Below are 16,944 nucleotides of genomic sequence, written 5' to 3' on the forward strand. Positions count from 1 at the left end.
TTTTCGCGTTTGTATTGGAGCGCAATATGAGACGATTCTTAGCTATATTCTTTGCTGTAATGGGGGCACCGCTTATTGCATTTGCAGATGGCGGCACAGTCAACATTGCATGTGAAGAAACTGTTGCATGCCCGGCAGGGCAGACGGGGTCGCAAATTTACACATGTTCGCAAAGTGTAAATGGTGGTTCTTGTACAACCGATCCAGATGGGTCGCTGAAAACAAAGCCGAAGTGCAAGTCGACAACTATTAACAATCCGTCGTACTCAAAGTATTGGAAGCTTAAGAGTAGTAGCTGTGTTGCGTCCGGCCCAACCTATGTTTCGACGCAAACAGAAACCCAATGGCTTTCATGCCCGGCGAATACTCCTAGCGGGAGTATTTACCAGAACCGTACCTATGATGTGTATTCAGACGGCAGTACTCAGAACTACTCCGGTTGGACTGTTTACAACAACTGCTACAACCAAGTTCCAACTGTACAGAATGTCTCGCTCAGCACTCCTGAGGACACCCCACTTTCCGCGGCCCTAAGCGTCAGTGATGACGGTCCATTCCCGTATACCTTCCAGATTCTAGGTGGTCCGGCAAATGGCTCCGCCTCGATCTCCGGAAACACGTTGAGCTTCACCCCCAACCAGGACTGGAACGGGGTCACCACCATCACCTATCGGGTCCAGGATGGAGCAGGCGCTTGGTCTGCTGCCGCTACGATCACTATCACCGTCACGCCGGTAAATGATCCGCCGGTTGCCCAGGCCAAGACACTCACAATGGCGGAGGACACCACTGGTTCCGTCACTTTGTCCGCAACCGACATCGACTCGCCGGCGCCGACAGTCTTCCAGATTGTTGCCAGCTCGCCCTATGGGACCGCCACGATATCCGGCTCGACAATGACCTTCACCCCGGTTGCCAACTGGAACGGGACGACATTGGTCACGTACCGCGTGCAGGATAGCGCCGGTGCTTGGTCATCGCCGGCAACTGTGACCATTACCGTCACTGCAGTGAACGATCCACCCTCTGTGGACGACCTGCAGGCCACAACAGCAGAGGACACCACCCTCACAGTGACGCTTCCTGTCCATGATGTCGATCTGTCGTTCGAAGGCGATTCCCATACGTTCGCTATCACGGCATTACCCCCGGCCGCAGCCGGAACGGCGAGCATCAGTGGGAATAAGTTGACCTTTGTGCCGGCAGCAAACTGGAACGGCACCACGACGCTGAAGTACCAAGCGACCGACTCGCGTGGAGCGAAATCCAACATCGCCACCCTGACGATCACCGTCACACCGGTGAACGACACGCCGTCGGTGGACGACCTGCAACTGACGACTGCCGAGGACACCGCTGGCGCTGTCACGTTGCCCGTACACGATGTCGATCTTGCGTTTGAGGGCGACTCCCACACCTTCGCCATCACGGCAGCTCCTCCAGCAGCAGCGGGAACGGCCACCATCAGTGGTAACCGGTTGACGTTCGTACCTGCGCCAAACTGGAACGGCACTACGACGCTGAAATACCAAGCCACCGACTCGCATGGAGCGAAGTCCAACATCGCCACCCTGACGATCACCGTCACTCCGGTGAACGACACGCCTTCGGTGGACGACCTGCAACTGACGACTGCTGAGGACACGACAGGTGCTGTGACATTGCCTGTGCACGACGTCGATCTGGCGTTCGAAGGGGACTCGCACACCTTCATCGTTACAGCGGCTCCCCCTGCTTCGGCCGGGAAAGCGACCATCAGCGGCAACCAGCTGACGTTTGTGCCTACGGCGAATTGGAACGGCACCACGACTCTGAAGTACCAGGCGACCGATTCGCACGGTGCGAAGTCCAACATCGCGACCGTGACGATAACTGTCACGCCGGTAAATGACACGCCCTCCGTGGATGACCTGCAATTCACCACCAATGAAGACACCGCGGTTGAAGCAACTCTTCCAGTCCATGACGTCGATCTTGATTTCGAGGGTGACAGTCATACCTTCAGCATCGTGACTGCTCCTGAGATCGAGCACGGAGCAGCATCGATCAGTGGCAACAAGCTGACCTTCACACCCAGTCTGGATTGGAATGGAAAAACAACCCTCCAATACCAGGCGACTGACTCACACGGGGCCAAGTCGAACGTCGGGACGGTTACGATTACCGTCGTGCCCGTCAACGATGCTCCCCAGGCGACTGGCGCGACGATCGTCACCGACGAGGGGAAAACCAGTTCCTCGGTTATTCCATGGGTCGTGGATCCCGATCTAGGGAACGGCGACACCTTCACCTTCCAGATAATTGGCCAGCCCGTTCACGGCTCGATCAAGCTGGTCGCCGGGGCACTCGTTTACACCCCGTCTAGTCGGTACTTCGGTGATGACGCCCTCACGATTCGCGCAACAGATTCTGGCGGCCTGTGGGTGGACGGACAGGTGCGCGTCGTCGTGAACAAGTTCAACTATGCACCTACCGATATCCTCCCCCACACGCTGGAAATGTACGCCGGCATCGGCGGAAGCGCTGAGCTCTCCGTTGTCGATCCCAACCTGTGGGGGTCGACTTCGCTGCAAGTGGTTCAGCAGCCGAGCAATGGAGAAGTCAGTATTTCCGGGAATACGCTGACCTACCGCACTGATGATGATCAGCCCGCGACTGTTCGGCTGAGAGCGACGGATCAGGACGGCCTGTTTGTTGAGAAGGACATCAAGCTGACCTTCAAGCCGGCCTGGGAATTCTTTGACGGGCGAGAAGTCGTGACCACAAAGTCTGTTCCTCGCATTCCGGCGGTAGCCGCCCAACTCGTGCATACCAACGGTCAGCAGGCATTCCAAGTCAGCCAGCCAGAGGTGCTTGAGTCGTTGGGCAACGACCTGGTTGCAATCGTCACTCCCTCATCATCAGTTGGCGTGACGTTGCAGCACCGGCAATTGGCCCCAGGAATCGGCATGCGCTTGGTTCCCAAGGTGCTCACTGCAACAGACCTGCAATCCCCAATGGGGGCATTGAATATCGGGGTAGCCGGCACATCCAACGTGTACCTGAGCCGCGCGGACCGTACTGGACCGGTCTATTCGGTACCTGTGAGTATCTGGGCGTTTGAAGGTGCGCTCGCTGCAGATAATTGGTCGATCTATCAAGGCACTGGGCGGACAGCCATTCGCGTTGAGCAGTCGAATGGCGCATGCGCTCTGCTGACGAATGCCCAGATGGCCAAGTCCCGGAACGCCCTGGACACGCCCACCTGCTTCCTGTCCTGGACTGGGACGCCAGATGAATGGAAGGACACTAGCTCGAGCACAAACCTCGCAATGGTTGCCGCTGGCATGGCCGCTGGAAAGCAGCTGGTTCAGGCCACGGCATTTGTCTTCGACCAGAGTGGCCAGCCGCAGAAAATGGTCGACATCAAGCACGATTTGATCGTCAAGCCTTTGGCCGGCCAGCTCGGATTTGCACTGAGCCCCCAAGTGAGCGATGTGTACCAGAAGGTCCAGTCACTTTCGCTCTCGCTTAAGTCAACCGCCAGCCAAGCAACCTGCACGCCGACGGTTAGCGCAGACATGGCCAAGAAGTCAGCGCAGCAATGGCAGACGAACGTAAGCTGCTTGATCCAGTGGATCCAGCTTCCTGAGGGGATAGTCCAACCAAGCTCGACAACCGATGCCAAGTTAAACGGCTCAATGAACGTCCCTGGGCTGCAGTCGATCGGATGGAATGTCACTTTGTTCACGCCCAGTGGTGCGCAGATTGATGGCGGCAACGGCGGGCAGGATTTCAACGTGGTTCCACCGCCTGCAATCGAGGTTTCGTTGCCGACCACGAACTTTGTGAAGGAGGGGATGTACTGGGTTTCGCAGGCCGGTGGCTCGGTGGGGGCAATGTCTATCAGTGCCATAGCCGCAGACCTGACCTATCAGGCGACTCTCGACGGCGCCCAACTCGAAAACTCTGTCTCCTTAAGCTACGGTCAGGCGCAACGCTTCACACGGTACATCTCCGGCCAGACCGCTCCGCTGTGGTCGCAGATGCCGTTTGTTGTCGACGTGGCTTATCGCGCTCTTCCAGAGGCCCATACGAAGAAAACCGTGCAGCTGCTCGCGGTTCCTAAGGACTCCATCAAGCCTGTCATCCTTAATGATGAGCGCCAGGTCCTCGACACCGACGGTCTAGCCATCACGGCTGGCATTCGCGATACGGTGGCAATGAGCGACCCCTATAGCCTTTCGACGGTGGGTGATTGGGACATTCGCCTTCTGTCGACCACGTCGGGCGTGAATTATCAGCAGCTAGCGGATTGGCAGCCGATAGATGCCGAGGGCAATTCCACCTTCAAAGTTGATCTCACCGGCCTGACGAATAAAGCGGTTCGGATCATCGCGGAGGCGCGAGTTCACTCGCCGGTGCCGGAGTACTCGCTTACACGGCAAGGAAGTGCACCGCTGATGCTCACCGTCCTCAACGGGGAGGCGCTCGATGGAAAGATCCAAGCGCTGCGTATCCTCGGGCCGGCCCCGCTGAAAAACAGCTTCTACGCAGTCACTACCGACCGCACCCAAAGTCGTGATCTTGGTGAAGTTGTGTGGGAGTTGAGCAAGGATGAGGGTGTGACTTGGGACGTCGTTAGCTCGGATCCGAAGCTCCCCCAGCACCTGAGTTACACCTTCCCGCGTGGGCACTATCTCCTGCGTGCGCAACTCACCAACAGAAACTCGGGAGCTAAATCGACTACGCCGGTGATCGATATCACTGCATTTGTGGTCCCGCAGGCACGGCTGAAGGGGCCGCAAAACGTGTTTATCGGCGACACCGCCATCTTCAAGCTGGTCGATCTGCAGGGGCAGCCGCTTGACACCTCTGATATGACCGTGGACTGGTCATTGGACCGGGGTAAGACGTGGGTGCCCAGCAGCACAGGCGATGGCGTCTACCGCCTGACTCGTGATGAAGCAGTCCGTGTCACGCTGTACGGGCGGCTGAAGTACAACGATTCCCCTGACCATCCCAGCGTTTACAAGAAGGTCACTGTAGGAGTCGCGTTCCGCCAGATTCGCCCGCCTCGGGTGCAACTGATCGGGCCAGGCCATCCGGAGGTCGACACCAAGGGGACATGGAAGGCCAACATGATGCTGCCATACCCCAACATGGACGTGACAATGGATGGTTACTTCATCATGCCAAACGGAGAGCAGGTCCACAGCATGCAGGCTGAGTACACCCCCACATCCGCTGATATGTCGGATGAGAAGACCTACATCGGCTTCCAGGGGTGGATCAACGGCTACGAAGACCGTGGCGGCAGCGGCCTTACCCAGAAGCTGCTGCAGTTCTGGAAGTACGTTTGGCCCGACTGGTACATCCAGAGCAAAACGAGCGCGATTTACGCGCCTGCGGACCTCACGATGACCGCAAGGAACCGTGGCACTTTCCAGCAGTTCGAAGGGTTAAAGATTGATTGGGATGTCCCCCCGTATGAGGGGATGAGCGTGGTCAAGGACTCCGACCAGAAGAGCCGGATTGTCAGAGTGACCGAGCCAGGAACCTACCAGTTCGGATACACAGTCACCGATGCACGAGGCAACCTGAGTACCGTGTCCACCGAAATGGAGTTTCTTCCGCCGCCTGACTGGAACGTGCTGCTGTCGTGGTCCGGCGATAACAAGTTCGGCCGCGCTCCCCTTGGAGTGCTGGTGCGACCATCGATCAGCGGAGGTCATCCCAAGGACAGGATTCTGACCAAGGCCTATACCTTGGATGGGAAAGAGCTCGACAGCACGGGAGACTACGGTCGCGCGACTTTGGCCACCCCTGGCCCTCACACGGTAACGATGAACATCACTACGGAGATGGGGCATGAGGCAAGTGGGGAGGTCCAAATTCCAGTGGTCGCCAACCAGGCGCCGAGCTGCTCGCTCGAAGTCACTAATGGGCGTACCTCTTGGTTGGCCAAGGCAACCTGCACTGATCCGGATGGCAGGGTGTCGAAAAACAACTGGTACATCAATGGAGACAAGCAGGCACTGAACTCCAACAACATCTCGATCCCCATGTGGCGCTACCCGGATGGGGAGCCGGTGATAACCCTCATCGGTATCGATGACTCGGGAGCTGAGTCGCCACCGGTGGCGAACAAGTAACCCTAGAAAAGGCCGCTTTGCGGCCTTTTTCTATTTTGAGTAAAAACCGCGTCGGAAAGCGCCACTAACGATTGTTGCAAGGCGGAAAACTCTCCTGCGAGCGCAGGCCCTGCGCATTTCCAGGAGAGTCACGATGCAAGTCCAAAACATTCAATTCAAGCCGGGTAAAGTCGCGAAGGCGATGGTCAACCCGGTCGTTCTCACCGCCGCGCTGATGGTCGTCGCAGGGGTTGCTGTCGCCGGTACTGGCGGCGATACCTTCGACTCGGTCTGGGTAACCCTGACCGACTGGATGCAAGGTACCCTGGGCCGTATCCTCATCGGCCTGATGATTCTGACCGGCATCGGTGCCGGCGTTCTGCGCCAATCCCTGATGCCCTTCGTAACTGGCGTCGGCGGTGGCGTAGGTCTGTACGCTGCGCCCGATGTGATCGAATCGATCATGACCGCCACTGTGCCGGTGATGAATGGCCTGAACAGCGCTCTGCAGCATCTGCCTGTGGCGCTGTAACAGCGCTTCGGCCACCGCTCAAGGCCCCGTTTTTTTCCGTCGCTAAAGCGGCGGAAAAGCGGGGCCTTCGCTTTTCTGCAATCCCTACGCTGTGCCAATCCCCTATAGGAGAACGGCACATGCCATCGCAACCGATATCGATTTTCCTAGCCCTCCTGGGCGCATTCGTCACTTCCGGCGCGCTGGCCGGAGTTCCTGGCAATACCCCTTCCAAGGACATCGTCATCCTCCCTGCAAGCGCGATGATCGGCATCGAGAAGAATGGCAAATTCGCCATCATCAGTGATACCGGTCGATTCCTCATCCAGGGCACAGTTTTCGACGTCTGGCAAAACAAGGAAATCAAGAACCTTGACGACGCTCGGTACGCTGCTCAGTACGTGCCGGTCGACAGAGTGAAAACAGGATTTGCCGACCTGGCCCCGATGACGATCGGTAATGGGGAAAAGGCGGTGACGATGTTCTCCGATCCCGCCTGCGGCTACTGCAAGCAGATTATGGAAGAGGCACGTAAGGAGTTACCGGAAGGGTACCGCCTCGACGTGCTGGAGCTTCCGTTGCTGACTGAGCGCAGTGCGTCGCGGACTAAAGAACTGCTTTGCGCCGAGGACAAAGTCGCTGCCTGGAAGGCTGGCGTGACCGGGGATCTGGACACTCCACTGGCTCAAAAACCGGAGGGTGCGTGTTCTCTGGAGGTTATCGACAAGCGTCGCCTCACGGCACAGTTCCTGGGCGCTCGCAACGTCCCCTTCTTGATCCGCGATGACGGGCTCACCCACGAAGGCAAGCCTTCCGAAGGGTTGCGCTCGTGGATCCTCAGCAACCGCTCGAACTAAGGGGGCCTTATGTCGCTTCTCTCATCGCTTCTGGCACCTCTTCCGCGCCTTTCCAAACTGATCAACGGCCTTGCTTACGATCCCGAAATGCAGCTGTTTCAACTGGAAGGGAACCGTTTGGGTTTTGCGTTCCGTTGTTCGCCTCTGGCCGGCTCCAGCGGCGACGAGGCAGCGCGCCTGAAGGCAGGTCTTACTGTCGACTGGCCGGAAGGTACTGCAATTAGCTTCAGCCTGATCTGTACCGAGAACATCAACCATCTGAAAGCGGGATTCCTTAACCTACGCAAAGCGTTTGTGGAGCGAGGCGTATCCGACTTACCGCCGGAAACACAGGCTCTCCTGCAGAAGGTCACTCAGGCTCGAGGGCAGTATCTGTCCGATCGCACGCTACTGCCTGTCGACAGTATCTCCGGCGTGAAGGTTCGCCAGCAGGACCTGGTGATCTCTGTAACGATGCCGATCAAGGATGCACTACCGTCCGCTACTGAGGCCAACATGGCCAAGGAACTGGCTGACGGTCTCAATACTTCCCTGGACAGCTGCAACCTAGCCCCTGTCGCTCTGACCAATGACGCGTATGTCGAGATTTTCCAGTCAATCCTGAACAAGGGGCCGAACGCCTCGTGGCGAAACAACCCCGAACTGCATGCTGATCTCGACAAGCCCCTGAACGAGCAGCTACTGGACTTCGACCGCAGTGTCGAGCCGAAAAAGGATCACCTCAAAATCGGTGATGACTGCTTCGTTAAAACCCTCTCGCCTAAGGCATATCCGGATTCGATGTGGCAAGGGGATGCTTCGCAGTACCTTTCGGACATTCTCTCCCAGCGGGGAGGAATCCGCGGCAATTGCATCTTCACCAGCACGATCTATTTTCCCCCGCAGCTTTCCACCAAGGACAAGCTCAACCGTGGACGCCAATGGTCGATCAAGCAGGCGGTCGGCCCGATGCCCCATTTCGTGCCGGCGCTCCGAAAGAAAAAACAGGGGTATGACACCCTTTTCGAGGACCTGGACAAGGGGCTGCCGAACATCCAGTTAAACACCACCCTCGTTGTCTTCGGAAAGAGTAAAGAGGACTTGATCCAGGCTGCGGCGAGCGCGAAGAGCCACTTCTCGACCCAAGGTTTCACGCTCCTCGAGGACAAATTCATCGTCCTGCCAATTTTCATCAATGCGTTGCCGATGTGCGCGGACACCGGAGCAATCCAGGACATGTTCCGCTACAGAACTATGAGCCTGGCGCAGGCTCTACCGATTCTGCCGATCTACGGCGATTGGCGCGGAACCGGTACCCCTGTGGCCCCGTTTGTTTCCCGAAACGGGCAGCCAATCAGCTTCCATCTCTACGATTCGGACACCAACTACAACGGCACCATTGCTGCCCAGTCGGGGTCAGGTAAATCGTTCCTTACCAACTACCTCATCACCTCCTACCTGAGCATGGGGGCCAAGGTCTGGTGCATTGACGTAGGTCGCTCCTACGAGAAACTCGCCGAGGCATACAAGGGTGATTTCGCGTGCTTCGATAAGGGCTCCCAGATCTGCCTGAATCCATTTGAACTGGTAGAAGATTTCAGCGACGAGGAAGACGTCCTGGTTGGGCTGATTTCTGCGATGGCGGCGCCGACGGAGCCGCTGAAGGACTTCCAAACTGCTGGGTTGAAGCGCCACCTGACGAACTGCTGGGATAAACATGGCAAGGCTTTGCTGGTCGATCACATCGAGCAGTCCTTGCTGAGCGATGAAGACCAGCGGATCAAGGACATCGGCAGCCAGCTCTATGCATTCACCTCCCGCGGCCAGTACGGCAAGTACTTCAACGGTCGCAACAACCTCAATTTCCAGAACCCCTTCACTGTGCTGGAACTGGAGGAGCTCAAAGGACGCGTCCACCTTCAGCAGGTAGTACTACTGCAGCTCATCTACCAGATCCAACAGGACATGTACCTCGGCGAACGTGACCGGCCAAAAATCGTGATCATCGACGAGGCGTGGTCGCTGCTGGCGCAGGGCAACGTCGGTGAGTTCATCGAACACGGCTACCGTCGCTTCCGTAAGTACGGTGGCGGCGCGATTGTCATCACTCAGGGCGTCAACGACCTCTATCAAAACAAGGTCGGCCAAGCTATCGCGGAGAACTCGGCGTTTACCCTTCTCCTGGGCCAGAAGGCTGAGGCCATCGACTCGATCAAAGAGAAGAAGCGCCTGCCTCTGGGCGACGGCGGTTATCGCATCCTCAAGACAGTTCGCTCCTACAAGGGCCATTACTCCGAAATCTTCATGCTCACGCCGCGTGGCGCCGGCATTGCACGCCTCACCGTCGACCCCTATTCCATGTTGCTGTACTCCACTGCACCGGAGGACGTGCAAGCGATCAGGAATTACACCCAGGCGGGTATGCCACAGGATCAGGCGATCCTCCAAGTACTGCGCGACCGTGGCATCGACGTGGGAATCATTGCTTCGGAGGCTGCGTGATGCGGAATCCGTTCAGCATCGATGCCAAGGTGCGGCGTACTGTCGAGGCCGTGAATTCGGCTCGGCAATGCCGACCGCTGGATTCTCGCTTTTTGCTGAAGGGGGTAACGCTTGCCTCGCTACTGGCAGGTGGAATTGTCCTCCTCGCGAGCCGCTACAGCATTGCGATTGCCACTCAGGAGGCCCTGTGCCTCCCACCGTACCGGGTCTGGGTCATCGACAAGGCAGACACCACCCCGGTACGTGGGGGGACCTTTGCGTTCAAAGCTAAGGGGCTGCAGCCAGTTTTCCCCGATGGCACCAACATCGTGAAAGTAATGGTTGGCCTGCCTGGCGATGAAGTTTCAGTGACTGAGGCAACAACAGCCATTAACGGAGAGGTAGTCGGCAATGGTTTGGCCGTTGCCACCGAGCGGAACCTTGATATTGCGCGGTATGTGCGTCATGGCCGTATAGAGATCGAACGATACTGGTTCATGGGCAGAACGCAGGACTCCTTTGACTCGCGCTACTGGGGGTCTGTTGCGCGCTCGCAGCTGTGGGGGAGGGCGTATCCACTATGGTGAGGCGTTTTGTGGTTCTGGCTGCCAGCGCTGCTCTCTCCACCGCCGCTTTGGCTGTAGACACCCTTCCAAGCAGGCCCGCGCTTAGTGACCTTGATCCGACTCTGCTTGAGCAGGCGAAGACGATTGTGGACAACAGCAGAGCGATAGCGGCCGATGCATCCCCGCACGACTACGAGTGGGTCAAGCGTGCCGGAGAGGAGGTGCGAGCGAGTACGGGAGAGCGAGACGGGGCAGCCGACAACAGCTCTCATCCGCCGCCGCACCCCCTTGGAGATGGGGAAAAGACTTTGATATTTGTCTCCTGGTCCATGGGCGCTCGTGCCATCGAAGATATCTTGGTGGCCTACGACGGAGTCCCCGGGGTTGGAGTGGTCTTTAGGGGCATCCCGGAGGATGTGCCGATGGCGACGGCAGTGGCGAGAATGCAGCGCCTAACCAAAGTCACCCGTTCCACAACTCCAATCCTCCTCGATCCACTCGCCTTCCTGCGCCACGGTGTCTTCGCGGTGCCATCAATTGGACGTGAGGATGGCGAGCAGCATCAGGTTGCCTTTGCTACTGGCAGCTCGTCGACCTCGTTGCTTTCTCAAAGGGTTGCCCAAGGTAAGCGCGGAAATCTTGGCTCCTTCGGCTCTACCACCGAGATCATTGAGCCTGACCTCATGGCCGTGGCGAAGTCGCGCATCGAGCAGTTGGACGTCGGCGCGATGAAGCAGCGCGCGATTGCTCGCTTTTGGGACAAGCAGCCGGGCTTTGTATTGCCAACCGTTGAACACAGCAGCATCAGGCCCGTTGACCCCTCTGTGATCATCCCGCAAGACATCCTGGGCCCAGACGGCCGAGTAGTAATCAAAGCTGGCCGGATGAACCCACTGGATGTGATGCCTTTCGGTATCAAGTTGGTGGTTATCGACCCAACCTCCTCCTGGCAGGTGGACCTTGCTCGCCGCGAGGTTGCTACGAAGGATGGGCTTCAGGTCATCGTGATCGCCAGCCACATTCCCGGTTCAACGTCGGACGTTGGCCCATCTGGTTGGGAGCTGTTCAACGATGTTCAGGACTCGATTGCAGCTCCCTTGTATCTCCTCCAGCAGGATCTAGCCGCGCGGTATCAGGTGACGGCTGTGCCTTCAGTCGTTACGGCCGAGGACAAGAAGTTCGTTGTACGGGAGATATCTCAATCCGATGCGCAGGGGGCAATCGATGCGATTCGCTAGTAGGATTTTCGTTGGTTTAGCGCTGGCTTTGCTGGTCTGTGTCGGCGCTCGGGCAAGCGAGGTGATGTGTGAGGACTCTGGGCTGCTGGGCCCAAAACTCTTCACCGACATTTGCTGGGCCTGCCTGTTTCCAATTCGGGTATCGGGTGCCCAAATCACGCCTGGAGTAGCGCCTGAAGGAGCGTCGAAGCAAGTGCTTTGCGTCTGCCAGAAAGGCAGCTCCGGGATCTATACGCCCGGCGTCGTAACCTCCATGTGGCAGCCGGCGAGAATCGTCGAGAACGTGCGCAAGGCCGGGTGTTCGCCCACTCTGGGTGGGATCACACTCCCGATGGGGAACTCCCGCACGTACGGACGATTGAGGCAGGACAACCTCACACAGACCGGCCAGGCTGCGGGATCGTTCTATCACACCCATTACTACGCTTTCCCGCTGCTGCAGATACTCGATCTGTACACGCCAACGAAATGCAACCCAGATGGCTACCTGGATCTCGACATCATTTCCTTCACAGAGATCGATCCAACCTGGTCATCTCCGACACTCGCTTTCTTTCAGAACCCTGAGGCTGCTGCAGTGGCGAATCCGCTTGCGATCGCGGCATGTGCCGCCGACTCAGCAATGGTTGCTGCAGGAAAGGAGCCGCTGGAAAGCATGTGGTGGTGCACCGGAACGTGGGGCGGCGTATATCCCCTTACCGGCGTTACGCCGGCGCAAGACGTGAACCGGTCTTCCGCGCTTTTGGCGGCACGGATGCTTGCTCAGCAACATCGCAGGGGACTGGCGCGTAGGACAATGGGTGACGACAACCTGTGTAACGCGAGCATCTACCCGACCTTACCGAAGAGCCAGTACAAGCTCACTCAGTTCTACCCGAAGTCGCAGAACCAGAAGGCAATGTGGATCGGTACGCCACCACAGCTTTGGGATGGTGGCCCTTCGCGCCACGTACCAGGTACTGGAAATGACTCCATGTACCTCATTTGGCGTTGGACAGACTGCTGCTCCAACCTCTAACAGGAGGCCCGGAGGGGCATCTCTATGGCAGATTTCCTTTGGATATACGCGCCGCCAGTAGCACTCATGCTACTGGTCGGCGCCGTTGCGCACACGCTTCTATTGGCCCGGCCGGCATACCGTGGCTGGTGGGGAGAATACAAGGTCAACTTCATGCTGAAGGTGTGCTTGAGTGGAGAGTACCGTGTTTTCAGCAACGCACTTTATCGCGGGCAGACCGATGATGAGACCACGCAGATCGATCACATCGTGGTGAGCCGGTATGGCCTGTTTGTCATCGAGACGAAGTGCTTTCGCGGGCGCATAGTCACGGACCCCAATGCACCGGACACCTGGCTGCAACGGGTAGGCCGGAGGAAGTACAAAGTCAGGAACCCGCTGCTGCAGAACTATGCTCACGTCAAAGCGCTTCACCGGGTAACCGGAATCCACTCTCAGCAAATTCGGAGTTTCGTCGTGATGGCGGGGCAGGCGAAATTTGTCTATGGGATGCCGGAGGGCGTTTTCAGCATCTGGTCTGTTGTACGGAAGATCCAAGCCTTTCGCGCACCGGTATTCACCGCCGGGCATGTTTCCTCGATCACGAAGGCGCTTGAAAGGTGTCGGGTCAAAGGGGGGTATTGGGCAGCTAAACGCCACGTCGAGCTGCTCAAGAGGAAAGAGGCTAGAAGGAAAAGTGCAGCCAGCAGTACGCCCCAAGAGGAATGCCAAGAGCGATCCCAGCAGTGGCCGCAATGACGACCAGGGCAACCACTGAGAAACTCCAAAACTTACCTTTATCCGTGGAGGCCTCCGGCGGGTCTTGAAGAACGCTGAGCCACCTGGAATGTTCGAATCGATCGTTTGCAGTAGCTTTTTCGCGCGTCGACAACATCGATGCTTCTCCGTAGAGGAGCTGACGCCCTGTGAGGGGCGTCAGCAAGCCACTCAGTCAATCGCAGTCTCGCGCGCCTCGATCTGCTCGACGGCATCAAGGTCATTGGATTCCGGCTCCACGAAGCCGCTTGCTTTGCGCTCTTCCTTTTCGGTCTGCTCTTGAGCGTCTGCCTGCTCAAGATCGGCCTTCATCTCTAAGGACTTGCTGGCGTAAGCCTTGGTTCTTGCGGCCTGACCGGTCCCAACCAGAAAGCGGACGAGTTTGTTGATCTGCTTATGCTTCTCTTGGCGGAATGCGTCAGCTTCACCGCTTTCAATCACTCCTCCCAACCAACCTGCGTCGACCAGCATGATCAGGTGGTCGTAAGCCTTCAGCAGGGCGCCGAACCGAGCGATTTCGGGGCTGGTGATCTCGTAGGCACGCTCCTGGGGATGGTCGTATTCCGGAAGGCATTGGGCGAGCGCGCCCAGCAGGGCGCTGATACGCGCGGTGTCGTCGCTGATTGCTTTTTCCGTGTCGGCGAGCTTGGTGCTTACTGCGGAAGCCACCGCCTGGTAATCGAAGCTCTTGAGCTTCTGCGCCAGTTTCCGGGCGACGACATCGATAACGAAGAGGGCGGTCATCACGTTATCGAAACGATTGCCGCTGAAGGCTTTAGCCTGTTCAGTGTTGAGTACGAGATGCCCCTTCAGCCGCGCTGTGGAGTATTGGTATTTCTTCGGTGCAGTTGCAGATTGGGTGGTCATGTTCAAGATCTCCAGTGTTGGTGGCCACCGCATTGCAACAGCGGCAGGAAGACTGGAATGGCTTTTTTCTGCTTGATTTACGCCGGAAATAGAAGTTCTCCCTGGAGGTGTTGACGACCGCTGTACCGGTAGAGAAAATCACCGCATCCATCGGGTTGTCCCGATCAAAAATTGCCTTAGGGCTCCGCCAACCTTCATAGCTGCTGTGCAGTTGTGGGTTTCCCAAGCTGTGTATGCACTTGGGGCTGTGCCCAGCTGAGCCAATCAGCTTAAAAAGCTGCTCTGCAACCTGCAGAGCGTCATCAAAAAAGGGAGGCATAGGCCTCCCTTTTTTCGTTTCAAAAACCCTGACGGGGCACACCTCCGTTAGGGGGTTCTCCGTCGGAAAAACGGAGAACTGAAATGATCAAATCCAATGAAACCCTGAAGGCGAAAGTGCTGGTTGGTTATGGCTTTCTGCTGTCCTTCCTGGGCGCGCTGTATGCCCCGGCGTTCGTAAAGGCAGTTGTGCCCTTTGCACTTTGCATCGTGCTCGCTGCTGCTTTGATGCACGCTCCGTCGCTCATGGCGCTAATCCGAGGGGCTCTGAAACGCCGCGCGAGAACGACGTCCCAGCAAGCTACACGCGTTGGAACGGCTACTGCAGTCTGGTGCGACCACATCGACTACGACAACTTCCACATGCCCACCTACCTGCGCCAAGGGGAGGAGTGCTGATGAATACTGTCCGTGTTGATTTTGATGAGCCGGCCTACCTCAGAAGTTACAAGGGGATGTGCGTCCATTCGCATCGGTACTGTCGTGACGATGTGACGCTGCAGCTGAATGATGATGTCTTGGCTCTCGAGCCCGTCATCCTCAATCGCCTGTATCGCCCGCAGGATCGGCTACAGCCGGCAATGCAGGCTGCAGTTGTTTCGGTCGAAGGGGAACTCCTTGAGCAAAATGACCACCGGGGACTGGATGCAGTCGATGCCGAAGCTTCGAACTCCTGTGCTGCTGAAGAAGACATCGAGCTTTCCTTCCGGCAGGGCATGGAGGGGGAGTTTGTTGAAGGGATCTACAACGGTTCAGGTTCGCACTGGTATCGCTTCAATAAACGTAATGGTCGGTCGTTCTATCTGCGCATTGGCAATCACCTCGTTTGGGGTGCGGAGCTGGCGATGGAGATCAATCGAACCAATATCCAGAAGGGGGACAGAATCCGGCTCACCTTCCTTGAGAAGACGCCGGTCACTGTGCCGATTCGAAAAGAAAACGACGAAGTCGAATGGAAGAACACGCACAGGAATTCCTGGCAAATCGACCGTATCGACTGATCCACCACGAAGCGCCCTACGGGGCGCTTTTCATTTCCTTGGAGTTACTCATGTCTGCAAATCAGATGGGCGTATACGCCCCCGAGAAGTTAGACGTGCTGGAAGCTGCAGAAGGACGGTGGAAATTCGTCTTCGAGCAACTGGCACCAGGGTTGGCAGATGCCAACGGCAAGCCTGGCCGAAACTATCCTTGCCCGGTTCACGGTGGTAGAGATGGGTTCAAGATCTTCCGAAAAACCAGCGACACAACCAGTGGCGGCGTATGCCGTACCTGTGGAATCAAGCCGGACGGCTTGGCGTTGGTGATGTGGGTAAACAGCTGGAGTTTCCACGAGGCGCTGCAGGAAGTCGGAAGCCTCATGGGAGTGAAGGACAAGCATGGTCGGACCGCCGGTGACGTTCAGCGGGTGATACCCCAGCGTGCTGTACCGAAGGCTGCCAGTAAGGGCCTATCGGATGAATGGGTAATCGCCACTCTTCGAACGATGGTGCAAGAGAGTGTCGCACTGACCCACCCGGATGCCGAACCTGCTCGTCTCTACCTTCGATCTCGCGGAATCCTTGTCTGGGACCGGCCTGAGTTGAGCCGCTTCGTGCGGTTCCACCCAAGGCTGACCCACAAAGGCCCTGATGGGGAGAAAACGACCTTCCCTGGGATCATCGGTGTACTGATGTCCCCGGCAAAGCAGGCCGTGACGGTCCAGAGGCACTTTCTGACCCCAAAGGGTGAGAAAGCCCCGATCGCGGAGCCGAAGAAGATGTTTGCAATTCCAAGCGATAGAGCACTGCCTGGCTGCGCGATTCCGACAGCTTCGCCTGGCAGCGTGATTGATGTCTGCGAAGGGTTGGAAACAGCGTTGGCAATCGAGACCGCAACGGGGTTGCCGGTATGGCCACTGGTAAACACCTACCTGATGGAGATGTTCGTGCCGCCGGCGGGAACTGAGGAGGTTCGAATCTGGATCGACAAGGACCGAAAAAGCGCCGGCGTGAATGCTGGAGTCGCGCTCAAAAAGCGCCTGTGGAGTTTGGGAGTTAGGGCCAGAATTCTGGAGCCGACACTAGACATACCGCATGGCGCCAAAGGGGTTGATTGGAACGACGTCCTGCTTTGGCAGGGCCCGGCCGGTTTCCCCGGGCAAGAGGTCTACCGCCACGTGCGGTAGGCCTCAGGCCTTCCCTCCTGATTTACTTTTTTCCGTACGTTTTTCTGCCTGAAAACGCCCTTTGCGCTTCACT

At 57.4% G+C, this 16,944-nt stretch carries 12 protein-coding genes; 11 read left to right on the forward strand and 1 reads right to left on the reverse strand.

Annotation, left to right across the window (positions count from 1 at the left end):
- The first annotated feature begins 404 nt into the window (after positions 1-404).
- The 8 genes from GJV37_RS05910 to GJV37_RS05945 all read left to right on the forward strand — a co-directional run bounded on the left by GJV37_RS05910 (position 405) and on the right by GJV37_RS05945 (position 13,501).
- The gene (locus GJV37_RS05910) at positions 405-6,134 is read left to right on the forward strand and encodes a tandem-95 repeat protein (RefSeq protein WP_193452211.1); all 5,730 of its coding nucleotides are present in this window, start codon (positions 405-407) and stop codon (positions 6,132-6,134) included.
- Positions 6,135-6,267: 133 nt separating this feature from the next.
- Positions 6,268-6,645: a TraA family conjugative transfer protein gene (traA, locus tag GJV37_RS05915; RefSeq protein ID WP_225610349.1), complete on the forward strand. Its 378-nt coding sequence runs from the start codon at positions 6,268-6,270 to the stop codon at positions 6,643-6,645.
- 119 nt (positions 6,646-6,764) lie between these two features.
- Positions 6,765-7,481 carry a DsbC family protein gene (locus GJV37_RS05920; protein WP_138526834.1) on the forward strand — a complete coding sequence of 239 codons (717 nt, stop codon included), beginning with the start codon at positions 6,765-6,767 and terminating at the stop codon, positions 7,479-7,481.
- A gap of 9 nt (positions 7,482-7,490) precedes the next feature.
- Complete coding sequence (gene traC / locus GJV37_RS05925) at positions 7,491-9,962, forward strand: type IV secretion system protein TraC (RefSeq protein ID WP_193452212.1); 2,472 nt, start codon at positions 7,491-7,493, stop codon at positions 9,960-9,962.
- Positions 9,962-10,528, forward strand: a complete 567-nt coding sequence (locus tag GJV37_RS05930; RefSeq protein WP_138526836.1) for a S26 family signal peptidase — start codon at positions 9,962-9,964, stop codon at positions 10,526-10,528. The genes traC and GJV37_RS05930 overlap by 1 nt, the downstream gene beginning before the upstream one ends.
- A gap of 8 nt (positions 10,529-10,536) precedes the next feature.
- Entirely contained in the window at positions 10,537-11,745 is a 1,209-nt protein-coding gene (locus GJV37_RS05935) for a TrbC family F-type conjugative pilus assembly protein (protein WP_171049581.1), read from the forward strand.
- Positions 11,732-12,763: a TraU family protein gene (locus GJV37_RS05940; protein WP_246228247.1), complete on the forward strand. Its 1,032-nt coding sequence runs from the start codon at positions 11,732-11,734 to the stop codon at positions 12,761-12,763. Before GJV37_RS05935 ends, GJV37_RS05940 begins: the two co-directional genes overlap by 14 nt.
- A 24-nt stretch (positions 12,764-12,787) precedes the next feature.
- Positions 12,788-13,501, forward strand: coding sequence for a nuclease-related domain-containing protein (locus tag GJV37_RS05945; protein ID WP_138526839.1), 714 nt, complete (start codon positions 12,788-12,790; stop codon positions 13,499-13,501).
- 189 nt (positions 13,502-13,690) lie between these two features.
- Here GJV37_RS05945 and GJV37_RS05950 read toward each other — a convergent pair whose 3' ends face one another.
- A complete protein-coding gene (locus GJV37_RS05950; protein ID WP_138526840.1) occupies positions 13,691-14,386 on the reverse strand; it encodes a hypothetical protein in 696 nt (231 codons plus the stop codon).
- A 402-nt stretch (positions 14,387-14,788) separates the two neighbouring features.
- Here GJV37_RS05950 and GJV37_RS05955 point away from each other — a divergent pair, with 402 nt between their 5' ends.
- From GJV37_RS05955 to GJV37_RS05965, 3 genes are read left to right on the forward strand one after another with little or no spacing between them, the layout of a single operon-like run.
- A complete protein-coding gene (locus GJV37_RS05955) occupies positions 14,789-15,103 on the forward strand; it encodes a hypothetical protein (protein ID WP_138527031.1) in 315 nt (104 codons plus the stop codon).
- Positions 15,103-15,705, forward strand: a complete 603-nt coding sequence (locus GJV37_RS05960; protein ID WP_193452214.1) for a DNA primase — start codon at positions 15,103-15,105, stop codon at positions 15,703-15,705. The genes GJV37_RS05955 and GJV37_RS05960 overlap by 1 nt, the downstream gene beginning before the upstream one ends.
- The gene (locus tag GJV37_RS05965; protein ID WP_171049600.1) at positions 15,657-16,871 is read left to right on the forward strand and encodes a DUF7146 domain-containing protein; all 1,215 of its coding nucleotides are present in this window, start codon (positions 15,657-15,659) and stop codon (positions 16,869-16,871) included. Before GJV37_RS05960 ends, GJV37_RS05965 begins: the two co-directional genes overlap by 49 nt.
- The last annotated feature ends 73 nt before the right edge of the window (positions 16,872-16,944 follow it).

Origin of the sequence: Pseudomonas nitroreducens (assembly GCF_010994165.1) — a bacterium.
Classification (GTDB): Bacteria; Pseudomonadota; Gammaproteobacteria; order Pseudomonadales; family Pseudomonadaceae; genus Pseudomonas; species Pseudomonas nitroreducens.